Annotated in this window: 15 protein-coding genes and 1 tRNA gene; 7 read left to right on the top strand and 9 right to left on the bottom strand. The window is 64.1% G+C overall.

Annotated elements, in window-relative coordinates; all coding sequences use genetic code 11:
* Positions 1–366: 366 nt before the first annotated feature.
* Positions 367–1590 (top strand): spinster family MFS transporter, encoded by a 1224-nt coding sequence (locus ACLL97_RS09465; RefSeq protein WP_411280304.1) that lies wholly within the window; start codon positions 367–369, stop codon positions 1588–1590.
* An 18-nt stretch (positions 1591–1608) separates the two neighbouring features.
* Here the strand turns inward: ACLL97_RS09465 and ACLL97_RS09460 are convergent, their stop codons facing one another.
* From ACLL97_RS09460 to ACLL97_RS09440, 5 genes are all read right to left on the bottom strand, one after another.
* On the bottom strand, positions 1609–3381 hold the full coding sequence (locus ACLL97_RS09460; protein WP_411280227.1) for a M14 family zinc carboxypeptidase: 1773 nt from the start codon (positions 3379–3381) through the stop codon (positions 1609–1611).
* The gene (locus tag ACLL97_RS09455) at positions 3378–3953 is read right to left on the bottom strand and encodes a DUF6805 domain-containing protein (protein WP_411280226.1); all 576 of its coding nucleotides are present in this window, start codon (positions 3951–3953) and stop codon (positions 3378–3380) included. The genes ACLL97_RS09460 and ACLL97_RS09455 overlap by 4 nt, the downstream gene beginning before the upstream one ends.
* A 5-nt stretch (positions 3954–3958) precedes the next feature.
* The gene (locus ACLL97_RS09450) at positions 3959–4858 is read right to left on the bottom strand and encodes a 5'-3' exonuclease H3TH domain-containing protein (RefSeq protein ID WP_411280225.1); all 900 of its coding nucleotides are present in this window, start codon (positions 4856–4858) and stop codon (positions 3959–3961) included.
* A 91-nt stretch (positions 4859–4949) separates the two neighbouring features.
* The gene (locus ACLL97_RS09445) at positions 4950–5135 is read right to left on the bottom strand and encodes a hypothetical protein (protein ID WP_411280224.1); all 186 of its coding nucleotides are present in this window, start codon (positions 5133–5135) and stop codon (positions 4950–4952) included.
* A 77-nt stretch (positions 5136–5212) separates the two neighbouring features.
* Entirely contained in the window at positions 5213–6334 is a 1122-nt protein-coding gene (locus ACLL97_RS09440) for an ATP-binding protein (RefSeq protein ID WP_411280223.1), read from the bottom strand.
* Between the two features lie 144 nt (positions 6335–6478).
* Between ACLL97_RS09440 and ACLL97_RS09435 the strand changes: the two genes are divergently transcribed.
* Positions 6479–6551: transfer RNA gene (locus ACLL97_RS09435), tRNA-Gly, on the top strand.
* Positions 6552–6627: 76 nt separating this feature from the next.
* Here ACLL97_RS09435 and ACLL97_RS09430 read toward each other — a convergent pair.
* On the bottom strand, positions 6628–7089 hold the full coding sequence (locus ACLL97_RS09430) for a cytochrome b562 (protein ID WP_411280222.1): 462 nt from the start codon (positions 7087–7089) through the stop codon (positions 6628–6630).
* 219 nt (positions 7090–7308) lie between these two features.
* Between ACLL97_RS09430 and ACLL97_RS09425 the strand changes: the two genes are divergently transcribed.
* Positions 7309–7845, top strand: coding sequence for a ubiquinol-cytochrome c reductase iron-sulfur subunit (locus ACLL97_RS09425; protein ID WP_411280221.1), 537 nt, complete (start codon positions 7309–7311; stop codon positions 7843–7845).
* Complete coding sequence (locus ACLL97_RS09420) at positions 7845–9677, top strand: cytochrome b N-terminal domain-containing protein (protein ID WP_411280220.1); 1833 nt, start codon at positions 7845–7847, stop codon at positions 9675–9677. The genes ACLL97_RS09425 and ACLL97_RS09420 overlap by 1 nt, the downstream gene beginning before the upstream one ends.
* A gap of 25 nt (positions 9678–9702) precedes the next feature.
* Here ACLL97_RS09420 and ACLL97_RS09415 read toward each other — a convergent pair whose 3' ends face one another.
* Positions 9703–10314 (bottom strand): hypothetical protein, encoded by a 612-nt coding sequence (locus tag ACLL97_RS09415; RefSeq protein ID WP_411280219.1) that lies wholly within the window; start codon positions 10312–10314, stop codon positions 9703–9705.
* 151 nt (positions 10315–10465) lie between these two features.
* Here ACLL97_RS09415 and ACLL97_RS09410 point away from each other — a divergent pair, with 151 nt between their 5' ends.
* Positions 10466–11656, top strand: coding sequence for a metallophosphoesterase family protein (locus ACLL97_RS09410; RefSeq protein WP_411280218.1), 1191 nt, complete (start codon positions 10466–10468; stop codon positions 11654–11656).
* Positions 11657–11721: 65 nt separating this feature from the next.
* Here the strand turns inward: ACLL97_RS09410 and ACLL97_RS09405 are convergent, their stop codons facing one another.
* Positions 11722–13185: a DUF547 domain-containing protein gene (locus ACLL97_RS09405; RefSeq protein ID WP_411280217.1), complete on the bottom strand. Its 1464-nt coding sequence runs from the start codon at positions 13183–13185 to the stop codon at positions 11722–11724.
* Between the two features lie 32 nt (positions 13186–13217).
* On the opposite strand from ACLL97_RS09405, the gene ACLL97_RS09400 reads away from it, so the two are divergent.
* On the top strand, positions 13218–14645 hold the full coding sequence (locus tag ACLL97_RS09400; RefSeq protein ID WP_411280216.1) for a dihydrolipoyl dehydrogenase family protein: 1428 nt from the start codon (positions 13218–13220) through the stop codon (positions 14643–14645).
* Here ACLL97_RS09400 and ACLL97_RS09395 read toward each other — a convergent pair.
* Positions 14596–16017, bottom strand: coding sequence for a sodium:solute symporter family protein (locus ACLL97_RS09395; protein WP_411280215.1), 1422 nt, complete (start codon positions 16015–16017; stop codon positions 14596–14598). The genes ACLL97_RS09400 and ACLL97_RS09395 overlap by 50 nt on opposite strands.
* Before the next feature lie 102 nt (positions 16018–16119).
* Here ACLL97_RS09395 and ACLL97_RS09390 point away from each other — a divergent pair, with 102 nt between their 5' ends.
* Entirely contained in the window at positions 16120–19077 is a 2958-nt protein-coding gene (locus ACLL97_RS09390) for a carboxypeptidase regulatory-like domain-containing protein (RefSeq protein WP_411280214.1), read from the top strand.
* Positions 19078–19102 lie beyond the last annotated feature (25 nt).

Raw genomic sequence — 19102 nt, 5'->3', positions numbered from 1 at the left:
TGCGCGATCATTCCAGACCGGCTGCTCTCCCCATTCGCGCTTGTGCTGGGGTCGGGCAGCGCGTCGTCACCGGTGCCTCGCAGAATGTGCGCCGGCCCTGCTGCCGTCGAACCGTCCGATTGGCGGCGGAAGGGACCGGTCTCGGGCCCGCTTCCGCTCACAACGCCATGGAAGCTTCCCCGAGATCGGGCGGGTTCCATCGTGAATTCGCCACATATTGGCAACATTGGCATGGATGTGCAGACGGCTTCGGTCATGCACATTCCCGCCATGGCCTCTCCGTCGTCGCAACCGTCGTCGCAAACGTCACACGCTTCCGCACCTCCCGCGGAGCAGGGCTCACGCTATCGCTATCTGGTGCTCGCGATGCTGGTGCTGGCGTACACGTTCAACTTCCTCGACCGCCAGATCCTCGGCATTCTCAAGGAGCCGATCAAGCAGGATCTCGGACTCACCGATACGCAACTCGGCCTCATGGGCGGGCTCGCCTTCGCGATGCTCTACTCCACGGTGGCAGTGCCCATTGCCTGGCTCGCCGATCGCGCGAGTCGCACCTGGATTGTCACGGCGGCGCTGGGCCTCTGGAGTGCGTTTACGATGGCCTGCGGCCTCGCCACGGGCTTCTGGTCGCTCTTCCTCGCCCGGGTAGGCGTGGGCTTCGGCGAAGCGGGCGGTGTGGCACCGTCGTACTCGCTCGTGAGTGATTACTTCCCCCCGGCGCAGCGAGCCCGCGCGCTGGCGGCATACTCGTTCGGTATTCCCGTCGGATCGGCCCTGGGCATTCTGTTCGGGGGCCTGATCGCCGCGTCCATCAACTGGCGCGTCGCGTTTTTCATTGTGGGCGGGGCCGGCGTACTGCTCGCGCCGATTTTCAAACTGGTCGTCAAAGATCCGGTGCGCGGCGGACTCGATGGCGCAACCGCCGCCGCGCCGTCGATCGCCCCACCACTCGCGCAGGTGGTGGCCACGGTACTCCCGAAACCGACGTTCTGGTTGCTGGCGCTGGGCGCCGCGAGTTCATCGGTGTGCGGCTATGGCGTGGCGTTCTGGCTGCCGAGCTTTTTTATACGCAGCCTTGGACTCACATTGGTTGAGACGTCGTGGTTCTACGGCGCCATCAACTTGGTCGGTGGCGTGGCGGGCATCTGGCTGGGCGGGGCGTTTGCCGACCGTTTTGGAAAAAAGAACCGCGCGGCCTACGCACTGACGCCAGCTCTCTGTTTTCTGGTGGCGCTGCCCTTCGCCTACGCGGCCATGAACGCCACGTCGCTGCCGTGGGCGTTCCTGCTCTTCCTCGTTCCCACCGGCCTCAATCTCGCGTGGCTCGGCCCGGTGCTCGGCGCCGTCCAGCACCTCGCACCGGCCAACATGCGCACCACCACGAACTCCCTCTTCCTGCTCATTAACAACCTGCTCGGTATCGCGGTGGGACTGTGGATCTTTGGCTACCTCTCCGACCTCCTCGCCCCGCGCTACGGCGCCGAGTCGATGCGCTACGCGCTGTACTATGGTGCCGGATTCTATCTGCTGGCGTCGCTATTGCTCTGGTTGGCGTCGCGGCGCCTGGCGGCGGATTGGGTCGAGGGGTGACCGCCGCGACGCGACGTGCTACCTCACCGCGATCATCGAACGAAGCACCGGGTAGTACGCCGGCGCGGGTGATAGGCCCAACACCGCATCCAGGATATTCCACCACATGAAACCGTCGTCCGAGCGCGGATCCATGAGGATGAACGCGAGACGCGCCAACGGCTGATCCATGGGGATCACCAGCGAGCCCGCCGGCAGCGTCTGCTCGGTGGCTTCCCAGGCGCCGGTGAGCGTGCGCGCTTTGTGCGTGCCCTGATACTCGCGCGCGTCCAGCGTGTTGGTCGCGATCTTGAAGCGATCGCCGCTGAACGGCTGCTCGGCCGTCGTGATTGCATAGCGGATGCCGTGGGCTTCGAGGCGATCGATCACGGAGGCCATCATACGCTGGGTGGGCGTGCCGGCGGCACCACCGCGCGCACCGCCGAACCCACCGGGCGCCGGAGTCGGAGCGGCGGCAGATGCGGCAGATGTCGACGCCATGGGAATGACCCAGACCCGCGGCGCCAGTGTCGTCTCGGTCGGCTCGGTGGTGCCGTAGAACGGCATCATCTCGCTCGTGACATTGTTGGTTTCCAAGCCATCCGGCCGCAGACGATAGGGACGATCGGCCACGTACGGATTGCGCACGGCGATGGTGGGCGCGAACACGATCTTCTGGAGCGCCGGCGCCTTCACCAGCTGCTGTCGTACGGCGAGTTGTTGACCGATGATCGATTCGGCATTGGCCTTCGCGACCACCTCGCGCACGGCGTCGCCGTGCGATGCCACGTAACCGAGCGTCTCTTCGAGAAACCAGTACGTCTCGGTAATGCGTGTCTTGAACGAGGCGTACGAATAGGTCTCGGTGAGCAAACCAAGGATGTTGCGCACGCCGTAGTACGTGGAGGTGTAGCGCGGTTTGGCCAGCTCGGCGTCGGAGCGCCACGCGCGCTGATCACCGGTGCCCGACACGCCGCCGTAATAGAACCAATCCGACCCGTGCTTCGCTTTCACGTTCGTCGTGATCTCCGGCAACAGCAGGTCGCGCAACAGACGCATTTGCGCTTTCGAGTTGTTCGGATTCAGCGACGTTTCGTACGTCATGTTGAAACCACTGTTCGCGCTGCCATCCGTGGTGTGCAAATCCATCGCGACGTGCGGCTGATAGCGCGTGAGCAGTGACGCCATCGACCGTGCTTCCGCGGTTTCCATTTTGGTGCCGTCCCGATTGAGATCGAGACCCTGCGCGTTCTCGCGCGTGCCCATACCGCCCACGGGCCCCGCCTGCGAGCCGCGATTGGTCACGGCCACGCGTTCGTTGCCGTCGGCGTTGTAGATCGGATTGATCAGCAGCACGGTGGTCTTGAACCATGCATTGCGCTCCCCCTTGGCGATCGAGCGCAGCAACCAGAGCAGCGCTTCCTTTCCCTCGACCTCACCGGCGTGGATGTTGCCTTGGATGTACACGCGGGTCTTGTTCGTCGCGAGCACCTGTTCGGCACTCGCGCCGGGAGCACCGATCACCGCCAGCGGAAGCGGGCGACCCTCCGTGGTGTAGCCGTACGTCGTGAGATGGATGTTCGGGTTGGCGGCCGCCATTTGCTTCATGTACGCCATGACCTCGTCGTACCGGCTGGTCTCGGCGTAGTCGGTGCGCTCCGGGCGCGTGAGCCACGGCGCGCCTTGAGCCGTGGTCGTGGGGGCCTTGGCCGCCGGTGTTTGGGCAGCCAGCTGGCTGGCGGCGAGCAACGCGACGGTACACGGGAGGGCGCACAGCGCGCGGGTGACACGCGAAACGGACAACGGCTTCATCGGACGACTCCGAAGGGAGAGAACATCGGGGGCAGCGGCTGTTGCACGACGGCGAGGGGGGCGACTTCGTTGTGGTCTTGAATTGTGCGGAGCTCGTGCAGGCGCGGTGTGGATCCGCCGCGAGCGCGCAGCAGGACGGCGATGTTGGTCTTGCCCTTCGTGACGGCGAACGGCACCACGATCTCGACGACGGTGGGCACACCGGTCGTGGCGTCAAAGCGCTTGGAGGCGATGAGACTGTCTTCGACAACGAGATCGTAGTTCCCCGACGCGGTGCCGAGGAACGTGCAGGCGATCGTGACGTCGGTGTCGTCGAACGTGGTGAGCGCGTAGCGAATCCAGCCGCGGGCCTGTCGAAACGACGTGCCGCCGTCGATGCCGCTGGTGTCGTCGTGGGCGGCGTACCCGTGTCCAACCTCACTATGGACTTGTCCGACCTCTACGACGTCCACCACGCGACGATCGCGAGCCATGGAGGGGAGTGCTGCCGCGGCGCTGGTGCCAGTCGCCAGCAGGCCAAGGAGGGCCGCCGTTCGGAAATGCGTCACGCGGCCGAGCCGGGAAGCAGGCATGACGGTCAGTACTCGGGAAATGGTACGTCGTCGAGCCCAGGACCGGCCGCGCTCCGCGACACGCCACCGCCAGCGGCGTTCGCCGGCACGCCGGCTCTGGCCTGTGATCCGCCCGGCCAGCTGATCGCGTCGAGCGCGCAGCGCGCGAGGTCCATGGCCGGAAGCGGCACGTCCTGACGGATGGTGGTGAGCTGCAGCATCAGTTGCAGGTGTTCGTGCTGCCCGGCCAATTTCGCGGTGTCGTCGCGATGGCTCACAAACTCGCTGGCCTCGAGGGCCTTCTCGATGGACTGCCAACGACGCAGCAACTTCACCGCCGTGCCTTTTCCCACGCTCTTTACACCCGGGATGTCGTCGCCCTCTTCGCCACAGAGTGCCTTGAACGCCGGCAGGTTCGCGGGCGATACGCCGAACTTCGCCAACACGTCGATCGCGCTCCACGGCCTGATGCGCATGCCATTCGGGCCTTTGCCGGCGCCAACATACGTGGCCACATCGACGCCCTCCGACACGAACTGCAGTAAGTCGGAGTCGTTCGACAACAGTGTCACCCGCGCCTCGGAGCGAAAGCGAGCCATCAACGAGGCTACGCTATCGTCGCCTTCAAACGAGGCCACGCTCACACTGGCGATGCCGGTCGCCTCCACGCCGTCGCGAATCGGCGCGATACGGGTCCGCATGGAGCCGGTGCGACGGTGCTTGTACGTGGGGAATAGCGCATGCCGGAAAGTAGGCCCGTCGTGGTCCCAAGCGGCCACGAGGTGCGTGGCGGCGATATCCATCGCCGCCCCGCGCGCCATCTGGCACCACAAGCGCACGCCATTGGTCACGTCGCCGGCCGCCACATGGGCGGCACGGCCGGCCAACGATTGCGCGTCGACGACAAGAAGATGCGGCAGAGTCATCCCGACAATTTAGCCGCCGTCCGACACCACTGCCGCGGGTCGAGACCCACGGCAGCGTGTTCGAGAGACTACTGCCCCTACGGCACAGGCTTCACGCCGGTGTGCACCCACCCGATCCGATCCGTGAATGCGCCGGCGACCACGGAAGCACCGTGAGCAGCGGCCGGCGCAAATTCCCCGTGGGCGTGAAGTTGTTCGCCAGATAGTTCACCAACGACGGTGGCATGGTGGAGCGCACCACGCTGTCGTTCGACGCGGCGATCATCGGCTGCAGCATGAAGGCCGGCAAACATCACCGCCGTGCCGAGGGTGTAGGTCGTGTTGTCGCCGAAGCACTGATCCGCATCGCGCCTGCTACCTCGGCAGCGTCACGCGAAATTTGGTGCCGTCTTCTTTCGACGAGGTGACATCGATACGACCGTGATGCGCGGTGACGATGCGATCGGTGATGTAGAGGCCCAAACCGAGGTGGTGATCGGCTGAGGTCGGCGGCGCGTTGTCCAAGATGCGCTTGAACGGACTGAACAGGCTGCTCATATCGGCGGCCGGAATGGCACGTCCGAAATTGCCGACTTCGATGACGACGTCGCGATCGGTGCCATGGGCGCGCACGGTCACCGGCAGCGACGAATCCCCATGATGCACCGCGTTGCTCAGCAGGTTTGCGAGCACCTGCTGGAGGCGCGCGCTGTCCACCGACGCCCGCAGCTCCGGTTCGATGTGGGCCTCGAACGCCCACTGCGGATGGGCGGCCTCGACTTCCTCGACCGCATCGCGGATCACGGTCGACAGGTCGGTCGGTGCGAGCACGATGCCAAGTCCCGCCCCCATGCGGCTGCGCGTGAAGTCGAGCAGGTCGTCCACGAGTTCGATCATGCGGGTCACGCTGCGCGTGGCGCGGGACACCAGTACGGTCTGCGTTGTGTCACGGGACGGCGCGGCAGCCAGATGTTCATTGACCATGAGCACGGTCTGTAGTGGTGCGCGCAGATCGTGGCTGAGAATGGCCAGGAAGAGGTCCTTGGATTCGGCAATGCTGTCAGTGAACCGCGTGACTGACTCGCTGAGGGTCTGATCGATGGATTCGTTGAAGCGCATGAGATCAGCCAAGTCCGTGCCGCTCAGGTTGCCCGTGTGCGCCGTCCAGTGTCGCAGGACGCTGGCGCGGAGAGCGCGGAACTCGGACACCATTTCGCTGATAGAAAATCCGCCGTGTGCGCGCTCCTCGCCATGGGCCTGCGCGGCGGAGTCCGGTGCCGTATCGGGGCTATCGCTGTGGCCGTGCGCCTTGTCCTCAGCCTCGGCCGGTGACTGCGGTGTGCGCAAGTCGGCGCAGATCTCGCGCAGCAGGCTCCCGGCGTGATCACGGAGGGCGGCCCGATCCATGTGCTCCGCGCCTTCGCGCGTGCTCGCAAAGGCCTCCCATTCGGCCAGCAGGAGGTCGCGGTTCGCTTCGATGAAATCGGCCAGTCGCACGGGCACTCCGGTGGGGGGACAGGTAACGTACTGCCTTGGGCTGTCGCGCAGACGAACTGGGCGGATATGAGGGGAGCCCTTTACCCCGCGCGCCTCGGCGCAGTAGTTTCTGGATGTGGCGTGGTCGGCAGCTCGGCCGGGTCTGCGGGAGTAACTCAGTTGGTAGAGTATTTGCTTCCCAAGCAAAAGGTCGCGGGTTCGAGTCCCGTCTCCCGCTCTAAAACCAAACGGCCTCGAATCTACGTGATTCGGGGCCGTTTGTGGCATTGGGAAACCGCTGCGCCCGGTCGGGCTCAGATCCCGCCGGGAGGGGCGCCGGCTTTCTTGATGCGGTACTCCTTGTGCCCCTCGCGCTGCAGTGCCTTGATCTCATCGTAAATGACCACGGCTTCGGCGTTCTTGCCCGCCTTGATCGAGACCCTGAGCTTCGCGACCGCAGCGAGGAATTCCTTCATGCCCGCCTCATAGCCCGCCTGGAACTTGGCCTGCTCGGCGGCCGGCACCTTCTCCTTCTTTGCCGGCACCATAGTGAGGGCCGCCTTGGCGTTGGTCTCGATCGTGGTGAGTTGCTCGAGCGTGTTGGCATTCTTCGAGGCGTCATCGACCTGACGGCCGACCGCTTTGAACGCCGTGTTCATGGCGCTCATCTTCTTGCCGAGCGGCGTTTTGTCTTCGTCCTGCTGGGCGTGGGCTGCACTCGAAATGGCCATAGCCAAGACGCACGCAGCGCCAAACTGCCGGAGTCGCAGATGCATGTGAGGTGGAGTACGAAGTGGTGTGAAAAGCGCGCATCCGGGCACGTGCGAATGCGCTTCCATGAAGAGATAACGCGCGGGACCGGCCCTTCGCTGACGTACCGCACACGGCGTATGATGTTCCCATCGTGCTGTCGGTCCCACGTCAGCAATCCGCTGGTCCACTGCGTACAGTTAGTGCAAAGCATCCGTTCTGTCTTCCGGGATCACCACGCCGACATGTCCGACATCAAGCCCGCGCCCGACCGGCGCAACTTCGTTTCGAAGGCCGCCGCGATCATCGTGGGCGGCCTCATTTCCGTCGTAGCGCCCGTCGCGGGCCTATTCACGCTGTTCGATCCATTGCGGCGCAAGTCCGATACGCGCGGTCTAGTCCGTGTCGCGTCGATCTCGTCGCTCGCCAGCAACGGCGACCCGCGAAAGTTCCCGGTGCTCGATACGTTGGTAGACGCCTGGAACAAGACGGAGAACGTGCCCGTGGGATCGGTCTACCTGCAGAAGACCGGCGAGAACACCGTGCGTGTGCTCAACTCGGTCTGCCCGCATCTCGGGTGTTCGGTAGGGTACAACGCCGCCTCACACGGTTACTTCTGCCCGTGTCACCGCAGCAGCTTCACGCTGGACGGAGCGATCGCCGACCCGAAGAGCCCGAGCCCGCGCGGCATGGATGAACTCGAAGCCGTAGTCCGCGATGGCGAAGTCTGGGTGCGCTTTCAGAATTTCCGCAAAGGCTCCCCGAGCAAGATTCCCGTCTAATGGCCGAGCAACCGAGTCCTGAACGTCCGTCCATCGGGTCGTGGATTGATTCACGCACCGGCTATAAGGGGCTGCTTCACGAAACGCTGTTCGAGAACGTCCCCGGCGGCGCGCGCTGGCGCTACGTGTGGGGCAGCACGCTCTCATTCTTCTTCGTGGTGCAGCTCATAACGGGTGTGTTCCTGTGGATGTCGTACAGCCCGAGTTCGCAGACGGCGTGGGAAAGCGTGTACTACATCCAGCACCAGATGCTGGGCGGTTGGTTCCTCCGCGGCCTGCACCATTTTGTCGCACAGGCCATGACGGTGTTGCTGATATTGCACCTCATGCAGGTCATCATCGACGGCGCCTACAAAGCGCCACGCGAGGTGAACTACTGGTTCGGCGTTGGGTTGCTGTTGCTCGTGTTGGCGTTGTCGCTCACCGGCTATCTGTTGCCATGGGACCAGAATGGCTACTGGTCGACAGCGGTGACTACCAACATCGTGGGCATGAGTCCAGGTATCGGCCAATCGCTGCAGACGGTGATAGTGGGCGGCGTGACCTACGGGCATCTCACGCTCACGCGCTTTTTTGCGCTGCACGCCGGCGTGATTCCGGGTCTGGTCATCCTGCTGATCGTGGGACACGTGTCCCTCTTCCGCAAACACGGTCTGACGCCCAAAAAGCCGCTCAAGGGTCCCGACCAAGGCTTCTGGCCGGAGCAGGTGCTGCGCGATGCCGTGGCGTGTCTCGCCGTACTCGCCGTCGTGCTGTTCTTCGTGGTGCGTGAACAGGGGGCACCGCTCGGTGCGCCGGCCGATCCCGCCGAACAGTACTCGGCCGCACGTCCCGAATGGTACTTCCTGTTTTTGTACCAGTTTCTCAAGTACTTCCCCGGTAGCACTGAGCTCCTTGGGGCGATCGTGCTTCCAACACTCGGGATCCTGATCCTGATGGCCATGCCCTTTCTCGGGCGATGGAAGCTTGGCCACCGCTTCAATCTCGGGTTTCTTGGCGCGATGCTCGCCGGAGCGGCACTGCTCACGTGGCAGGCCTTGGACGCCGATCGCAAGGATCCGGAATACCAGGTGGCCAAGGCCGTGTCCAATCGCGATGCGGCTCGCGCGGTGGAACTGGCGAATGCCGGCGTACCGATCACGGGCGCGCTCACGCTCATGCGCGACGATCCGTACACTCAAGGGCCGCGCATCTTCTCGCGGAATTGTGCCTCATGCCATCGCTACGATGGACACGATGGACTTGGTAACGCGTTGCCGAAGGACTCTATCTCGGCGTCCGATCTCAAGGGCTACGGTTCACGTGAGTGGGTGCAGGGCTTTCTCAACGCCGACACGATCCTTACGCCCCGTTACTGGGGCGGCACGGCGCACACGGACGGGGACATGGTCGGCTGGCTCGGCGATCACATGCCGGAGACGGACGAAGACAAGGCGATGCGACGCAACGTAGTACTGGCGCTGTCGTCGCAGGCGGCACTCCGCGCGCAGGCGGCGATGGATCGTCGGGACAGTGCGCAGATCGCGGTCGGCATTCAGTTCATGCGTAACACCACGAATGGGTGCGCCGAGTGCCACAAGTTTCAGGACGTTGGCACGGACAGCCCCGAGCTTTCCGGGTGGGCGTCGCGCGAGTGGATGGTCGCGTTCGTGAATGATCCGACGCATCCACGATTCTTCGGACGCGACAACGATCGCATGCCGTCGTACGGTACGGAGAAGAGCCTCAGTCAGCGCGAGATCGAGATGGTGGTGGAATGGATCCGTCAGGAGTGGTACATGCCCAAAACGGCGGCGGCGCGTAGCAATGAGGCGAAAGTGCCGCGGCGATAGGGCAGCCGAACGCAGCATCGCGCACCTAAGGTCCGCGCAGAATTTCCACGCGACGCAACTTCGCCGCCCGCCCGTCGTCCGTGAGCTTCTTCCCACCCACTTCCACGTGAAAGGGTTGGAGCGCGCCTTGATATCCGAAAACCGCGCACTGCCGGTACTCCTTTTCCCACAGTCGACGTGAGACTTCCGTGGCGAAGTTCGGATCGCCCTCGGCGCTATGACAATTGTAACACTTGATCTTCCCGCCAAAGGTGGAGCGAAGGCCGGAGGCAATCAATCTACGCACCACCTCCTTGGCCTTCAGCGAAAATTTCACACTGGGCTGCGCCATCAGCGCGAGGAGGTGCTGGTTCATCTTCGCCGGATGCAGCACCTGTCCGGCTTCATCAAGTCCGGCGTGATCGAAGACCCCCGCGAACCCAGTCAGGCTGTGGCCGCGGATGTAGACCTGGCCCGCATCGTCCAAGCGTGCGAGCACAGGGCTCACTTTGCCGGGTTCGTAAAACATCGAGTGAACCGAATGCGGCCCGATGAATCGTTCCCCCCACGCGCGATTCTTCTCCACGTAGTCGTGTCCGGGCGCATTTGCCGATTCGCTTTGCAAGTGGAACGGCACGAACAAGACCCTGATGGACATGAGCGTAGTCGGTGTGAGGTGGCCGTCTGTCGTCGAGTAATGCTAGCGCTACGATCGGTCGAGCGCGACCAAGATCGCTGACGCACACGTGTTCCGGCCTCTTCGTTTCGGCGGTACGTTCTGACGTATCCCCTTTGCCCGGAGCACCTGCATGCGATCGCTGCCTTGCCGCACGGTTCCTGTTCTTTCGGCCATTGCCGCGTTGGCTCTGCCGGTGTTGTCGGCCATCGCCTGCTCACTACCCGCGCAGGTCACGCCAGCGGCAGGTGCCAAAGACACCGTCGTGTCCATCCGGCAGCCGCGAAATCCGCTGCCGGCCGAGTCCGCGAGTGCCAACACGACGCGCTTTTCGTTCATAGCCTATGGCGATACGCGCGGCCGGCGCGACGGAGTGAGTGAGCAGTACGAGCATTCGCTCGTGGTCGAGTCGATGTTGCGCACGATCAAGAGCAGGGAGAACGGCCCGGAAGCGATTCGCTTCGTACTGCAGAGTGGTGACGCGGTAGTGAACGGGCGAGATCCGAAACAGTGGAACGTCAGCTTCATCGGACTGATCAATCGACTCACCACGACAGGTGGCGTGCCGTACTACCTCGCCCCTGGCAATCACGACGTGACGTCGGCCGCGGAGCTCGATGCACCGGGTCGTCTGGTGGGGCTGGAGAACTACCTGCGCGCGGTCGGGCAGCTCATCCCGGCCGATGGCGCAGCGCGTCGCCTCGCGGGCTACCCCACGTATGCCCTCGGCTACGGCAACACGTTCGTGATCGCTTTCGACTCCAACATCGCGGAAGACCCCACGCAGTTGGCGTGGGTGCGCAGTCAGTTGGAAGGACTCGATCGTGCACGGTTCACGCACGTGATCGCATTCTTTCATCACCCGGTCTACTCGTCCGGGCCGCACGGTGGATCGACAATCGAGCGTCCGACATCGGCGGTGCGGGAGTACTACATGCCCTTGTTTCGCAAGCACAACGTGGAGCTGTTGTTCACCGGGCATGAGCACCTCTACGAACATTTCGTTGAGCGCTATCGCGATGCGACGGGACAGCCGCGTCGCATCGATCAGATCGTGAGTGGCGGCGGTGGTGCGCCGTTGTACACGTATCAAGGCGAGCCCGACCTGCGTGCCTACGAGCGGGCGTCGGGCGTCGATTCCGCGCGCGTGTCACACGTCGTGCGGCCGGGTCCGAAGGCTGGCGACAATCCGTACCACTACACCGTGGTGCATGTCGACGGCCCGCGCGTGTGGATCGAAGTGATCGGCGTGGACTGGGGGGCAGGATACGCGCCGTACAGCGGTAATCGGAGCGTGCTGGGGGATTCGGTGATGCGGAGGTAGTCGCGATTACTGCTTCTGCCTCCTTCACCCGCTGCCCTGCTCCCTAAGCAGTGAGCAGTCTCGAATCACCGCCGCAGATTTATTTTCCAGTCGTAGTCCGTATCGACCCACTGGAACTTCCCACTACGCAAAACATCCTGCGCCGGACCTGGAGGCAGGTACTTCGCCCAGAACGCACCGACTCCCTCCAGCGATCCCCCGAAATCTTCACGATACCACGTGAAGATCGGCGACCCGTACACCGTGCGGCTTCGTACATCGACGCGATTCTTCGCGGACTGCGCGAGAAAGCGACGCGCCTGATCGTCGAGCTGCGTATTGAGACGATCGGCCGTGAACGCCTCGCTGCGCAGCGGCGGGCATCCCAACGCGGCGCACACCAACGCGACATGAATTCGCGGCTCCTTGAACTGCTTGCGGATGATTTCGTGCTCCACGGCATCGAGCGTAAGTGTGCGTCCATCCGCGTTCACGATGGACTCCGCCCACGGACTTTTCAGCGTCACGCCCAGCACTTTATTGATGCGGCGAATGGACTTGCGTTCTCTTCTGCTATTCAGCAGCTCGATGGTGTACGCGTTGTACACGTTGATCCAATAGGCAAGCTGCTCGTTGCGAGGGAGCGTGGCGGCCTGCACCCGATGCAGTTGGGCGAGATACGCCGCGAACCGCGGGTCGCGTTGAAAGGCATTGTAGTCCACCAGGCCGTCGGTCACGTACGCCGCGAGCATTGTGTTCCACGCAGAATGATCGACGGCCGGAGCACTTCCCACCGCGGACACGGTCTGCGAAGGCAACACGCGGGACACCGCCGCGGTGGCGAGTGAGATCACCAGCAGGCTGATCCATCCGGCGCGCTTGGCGAGCGCTGGTGCGTACGACAGGGCCAGGAGCAGGACGCCGGCGATCGCGACGCGAATGAACGCCGTTTGCCGTGCGCCCTCAGTTCCCGCAAGGAGCGAGTCGGCAAAGTAGGTATACACGCTGGTCCCAGGGAGAATGCCGATCGCGGTGGCGGCGATATAGTGCGACAGGCGAACGCCGGCCAATCCGGCGCCGAAATTGAGGGCGTTGAAGGGCACGACGGGAATCAGTCTCAGCCGCAACATCGTCAGAAACGCGCCGTCGCCGAGCAGGCGGTCGAGAGTGCCGGCGCGGGAGCCGAGCAGGCGCCGGAGTGCGTCGCCGCCGAGGGTACGGGCCAGCAGATAGGCCCCGGTCGCGCCCAACGTCGCCCCGAGCCAGGTGAGCGCGATGCCGGCCGCCACGCCAAAGATGGCGCCGCCCGCCAAGGTTAGCGGGAGGGCCGGAAGGCCGATCGTGGCCACCACGGCATAGGCGACCACGAATATCGCCGCCGCGAACGGCAACGCTCGCGCGTCGCGAATCGTCGTCCCGATCCGCTCTGCACTGATATACTCATCGAAGCCCAGCATGCGCGCCACGAGCCACAGCGTGAGCAGAAACCCGACGAAGATGACGAGACGCAGCCATGCTCCTGTCTTCGGCGCCGACGTCGCTTCACTCATCGCGGGCTCCATCCCTTCGGCCATTTGTCTCCATGACTGAACGTACTCTCGATCTGATTGCAGTGGGTGGCGGTACGGCGGGACTGGTGACTGCCGCCGGCGGGGCCGGTTTGGGCGCCCGCGTGGCCCTCGTGGAACGTGATCGCCTGGGGGGCGAATGTCTGTGGAACGGTTGTGTTCCGTCGAAGGCGCTCATTGCCGCTTCCCGGGCCGTGCACGCGGCCCGCACCGCCGCCCGTTTAGGCATACACCCGAGCGACATCCGGGTGGCATTCGACGAAGTGCTCGACCACGTGCGTCGGGTCCAAGCCCGGATCGCTCCACATGATTCACCTGAACGGTTCCGGGGACTCGGCGTGCACGTGGTGGAAGGATCGGCACGGTTCGTCGATGCGCATACCATTCAGGTTGGTGAGGAACGATTGACGGCCCGGCACATCGTGATCGCCACTGGGACCAGGCCGACCGTACCGCCGATTCCCGGTTTGTCCGACGTGCCGCACCACACGAACGAAACGATTTTTTCGATGGACACGCTACCAGGCACGTTGATGGTGGTGGGCGGAGGCCCGATCGGCATCGAGCTCGCGCAGGCGTTTGCCCGCCTCGGATCTATCGTGTACGTCATCGAGGCGTCGCCGGATTTCTTTGCGCGCGAAGATCGTGAACTGGCCGACATGCTGCAGCGTCAGCTCGAAGGCGAGGGGGTGCGCTTGATGCTCAACGCGAACGTCACAGCGGTTCGTCGTGATGGCGACGATATCGTGCTCGCGGTGACACGCGATGGCGTGCCGCACGACGTCCGGGGCGATGCACTCTTGATCGCGGTGGGGCGCACGCCGAACGTGGAAGGGTTGGGGCTCGACGCGATCGGTGTGCGCACCGACAAGGGTGGCGTCATCACCGATGGAGCGCTGCGCACCAACGTGAACGGCGTGTACGCCGCCGGCGACATCGTGAGCGGGGGCCTGAAGTTCACACACGTCGCCGATCACATGGCGCGGAGCGTGCTGCGCAACGCACTCTTCCCCGGCTCGAGCACCGTGAACTACTCGGGCGTGCCGTGGGTGACGTACACCGACCCCGAGCTCGCGCACGTCGGCCTTACCGAAGCCGAAGCCCGTGATCGCTACGGCAGCGCCGTTGGGGTGTGGCGCCGCGAGCTGGCTGGCGTCGATCGCGTGATCGCCGATGCCGGACCGGCCGGTCTGGTGAAGATCATTACCGATCCGAAAGGCCGTGTGGTCGGCGGACACATTCTCGGCGCGCACGCCGGCGACATGATCGGCGAGCTCACGATGGCCGTGACTCTGAAGCTCACCGTGGGGCAGATCGCGTCGGTGATCCACCCCTATCCTACGACCGCAGAAGCCATCCGTCAGGCGTCGGAGCAACGACGCAAAGCGGGATTCACGGGCTGGAAGAAGTCATTGGTGTCATGGCTGGTGCAGCACGTGTAGACGTCAACAGCGACGTGATGATGCCCACCGCGAAGATGAGCGGGATGCCGTACATGGCCCACGGCCACGTGTAGCCACCCGTTTCGCCGACCACGAGGTAACAGCCCACACCCCAGGCCATACCCACGATCATGCTGGCCCACGCACCCGCTGTGGTGGCGCGCGGCCAGTGAAAGCCGGCGAGCAGGGCGAACGAAAGTGCGGCCACCGGGATATTCGCCAGAATCAGGCGATCGAGAATCCGATCCACGAGGAAGGTGGCGCCCAACCAACTGCCGAAGGCGAACAGTATGATCAACGACCGCTGCGACGACACCGTGGCGAGTTTCGGTCCGCCAAAATCGGCGGCGATCATGGTGGCCATCGCACTCCACACGCCAGCCAGCGTGGTGAGCGCCGCACCGAACAGGACGGCGTACGCAAATCCGCGCAGTCCGCGGGGAAGCCACACCAGCACCATGGTCGGCACGGCAAGCTGCGGGTCGGCCAGCAGAGGCTGCGAAGCGCGCAGATGCGCCGCCGCCAATACGACGGCACCGTACAACAGGAATACCAGTACGGCGCTAAGGCCAACCGCCCGGAAGGCGACCTTCGTATTGCGAGCCGCGAAGATCTTTTGTCCGTACCACGGTGCGGCGATATACGTGAAGCACGTGATCACCATCAGCGTGGACACGAATCGCATCGGCAACGCGGAACTTTCCCATTGCGCGATGGGGTTCACCGTCAGTTGACTGGTGGGGAATACCGTAGTGAGTCCGCCGGCCAGTGCGCTCTGCTTCATGCCGAGCACTAGCAGCAGCGGCAGTAATACAATGGTCGCCAGGAACGCCACCATGTCGGCCCGAACGATCGACACCAAGCCTCCGGGGAGCACTGCCAGTAGCACAACGAGGGACAGTACGGCCGACAACAGGGGCACGGGCATCCATGCGGGCGCGAGCGGCGTAAAGAGCAGGGTGAGCGACTTCACATAGGTCGCGGTGAATCCCGTCATCGCGAGGAGCAGAAGCAGTGACGCCGTGCGACCAACACCCTTGGAGTATCGAACCGTGAACAGTTCGGCCACCGACAGGCGGTCAAAGCGCTTCCAGGCGCGTGCAACGGTTAGCGTATAGAATAACAGCCCCACCAGAAACACCGCTGGCAGGGCCAACGCCATGGGCCCGGCCCCATAGCCAGCGGACGCGAAGGCCAGAAGCGTACTGGTGTTGAATTCCGTCATCACCAGCGTGGCGACCAGCGGGAACAACGACAGGTCCCGCGACGCCACGGTGAACGAGGCGACCGACGAGGCCTGTCGCCATCCGGCGCCGGCCAAGATCGCGAGCAATGCCGCGAACGCAGCGATATCGATTGGACTGACAGCCATGTACAGGGGTCGGAAAGCCGGAAGAGGAACTCAGAAGCCGTATTGTGACTACGTACGCCCGTCGTAAGGGGTCAAACCTTCACGTCACCTTCAGGAGTCTTGATGAGTGGTTGGACCGTGGTCGTCCAGTGGCGACCGTTTTTCAGCGGCATGACATTCGCCGCTGCTGTGATGATCACCCCACACGCGGCAGTGGGACAAGCGTCGACCGCTACAATCGAGGGGACGGTGCGCAGTCAGCCGGGCGCGCCGGTGGTCGGTGCGGAGGCCGAGGGGCAGGGTACGCGCGCCGTGACGGATGCCGACGGACGATTCCGGTTGGTGGTGGTGTCGGGCTCACCCACGGTGCTCACCGTGTCGGCCCGCGGCTATTCACCCACACGCATCGCTCTGGGGGCGCTCACGGCCGGAAGCATGCGGTCCATCTCAGTGGTGCTCACCTCGCTGGCCACGCTCGACGCGGTCTCGGTCGTCGCACCGCGCGTGCGGCCTCTGCTGAACACCGAGAATGCCGTCACCGGCGGATCTATTGAGGCGCGCGAGCTGACGTCGCTACCCACCGACGCCCGCGACCCCATCGCGCTGCTCTATAACATTCCGGGTATCACGCAGGCCACGGGGTTCTTCGGCGACGCGCCCAGGCTGTCGTTCAACGGCGGCAACTCGCTGTACTCGCAGAATCTGCTGGATGGGCTCGACAACAACGAAGGTTTTCTGGGCGGACCGCGCGTGGACGTCCCACTGGGAGCTATCGCGCGGATGGATGCGCTGGTGAATACGTACTCCACGCAACTCGGACGCAGTCCAGATGGCCTCGTGAACATCACGTCGGCCGCCGGTCGCGCTCGGCTTACCGGCGATGCCTTCGTGTATCAGCGGCCAGGTCGTCCGTTCGACGCGCGAGTACCGGTCACGTTCGGCGCCGAACGGAATGCGCTCGCCGCCAAGCAGGAGGGTTTTCAACGGGTGCAGGCCGGCGGCTCGCTGCGCGGCGCATTCAACCCAACCCGTACGTTTTTCGCCACTGCCATCGAGTACACGCGGGAACAGGAAGATCGTATCGGGTCTACGGCGCAGGCACAGTTTCTGGGCACGGAAAGGCGACAGACGTGGAAGGGATACGGTCGTTTCGATCACGGCTGGACGCCAACGCAAACCACGACGTTGCGTGTGGCCGCGAGCGCTGTGGATCGAGCCGGAGACGGGAGCGGCGTGCTCACCCCGGAAGCGGACATCACGACGCGACGCGTCGGCTCGTTGTCGGCGCTGATTCATCGCAGTGCGCTACGTGATGGGCGTGCGTCGAATACGGCGTCGGCGCAGGTCGGCACATTCCGGTGGAATTTTCCGCCCGCGCGCAGCAACTTCTCGAGGCCCCAGGTCACGGTGCTGTCGCCGGATCTTTCTACCCAAGCCATCGTGGGATCCAGTAATTTCGTGTTCGATGAAAGCGAACGGCAATGGCAGCTGCGCGACGTGTTCGAGACCGCTATCGGCGATCGTCACACGCTTCGCCTCGGCGGTGACGTCATCGCCGGCGCGTTCCGGTTGACGGCGGCGAGCACGAATCCCAACGGTTCGTACGTTGTCATCAATAGCGGCAACATTCTGGCGAAGCCCGGGAGCCCGCTTTCAATCACGGATATTCCGGCGAACGCCCGCGTGCAGTCGTACACGATCGACGCTCGTCCGCAGCAGGTGAATCTGTCGCAAGCATTGTACAGCGCATTCGCTGAGGACACTTGGCGTCCGACACCATCACTCACCGTGGTGGGAGGCCTCCGCTGGGACTACGATGACCTGACGTCGCGTGGCGAGAGTGATCCCGACCTCGACAATGTGCAGCCGCGCCTGTCGTTCAACTGGTCGCGGACCGAACAGGACGTGTTTCGCGGCGGCGTCGGGCGGTATGCCGGAAAGCTGCCGTACGCGATCTATTCTGATGCGATTCAGCTTGGGGCCTCCGGCAATTCCGTGCTGACGTTCAGTGGTGCGAGCGCGCCCGCCTTCGGCGCCGGACCGCTGCCCGCCAATATTCCGAATGCCGATGTGCAATCGGTGCCTCGCGAAATTTTTCGCACGTTCGCACTCGGCCTCGAGCAACCCATGAGCTGGCAGACAACGCTAGGGTACCAACGTCAGTTCGGTCGCGCCTGGGCACTGAGCGCTGATCTCGTGTGGAGCGAGACGCGCAACCTGCCGTGGACAGCCGATCTCAATCCGATCGCGCGGCGACTCACGGCCGCTGATTCGGTGCCACGCCTCTGCGCGAGCTCGTTGTCTTGCCAAGGAGACGCGTCGCGGCCGAATAGCCCGGCCACGTCCGGTTATCGCCGCCTGTCCACGGCGCAGAGCGGTGGCTCGGCGCGCTACGTGGCGATGTATGTCACGGGGCGTCGCGCCCTCACTGAGCGTTGGCAGCTCGATGCCAATTGGGTGTGGTCGCGCGCACAAAATAATACCGAGGACATCAACTTCTCGGCCACGCAGGGCAACTGCTTCGACACCAGCCGCATCGATGCGGTTACCGGCGCGGCGTGCACGAGCGATGAATGGGCCGATGCGAACAACGATCGCCGCCATCGCCTGACCGTTCGCAGCGTCTATGAATCCTCGCGCGGATTCACCGTCAGCATGATCGGCGATGGCCAAACAGGCGTGCCGTTAAATCGACTGGCTGGCGCCGTGACCAGCAGCGGCATCGCGCGCTACGACTTGCTGGGTTCGGGCTCCATTCGCGGCAACTCGTTCATCGGGAACGCCGATCGTTTCTTTGGCGTGGCGCGCAACGCGGAGCGCTTGCCGGGCTTCGCGACCATCGGCGCCAGCGCATCATATCGGCCGCGCTTGCCGGCGCTGCGAGGCCTCGAGCTTCGAGCCGATGCCTTCAACCTGCTCAATACGCTCGCATGGGGCGGGTATGCGAATGGCATCGGCGGTGGCGGCAGTCGCACGCAGTTGGGCCGCCCGAACGATCCCATCTACCTCTTTTCAGCAGCCCCGCCCCGCCAGTTCCAGTTTTCGGCTCGGTACCTGTTCGGCGATCGTGGTGCGCGCTGACCAACGCGCGCCGCGAGGCGCTAGC

The organism is Gemmatimonas sp. (assembly GCF_046594945.1).
In the GTDB taxonomy this organism is placed as follows: Bacteria; Gemmatimonadota; Gemmatimonadetes; order Gemmatimonadales; family Gemmatimonadaceae; genus Gemmatimonas.
This window is presented reverse-complemented; position numbering and strand designations above follow the sequence as displayed.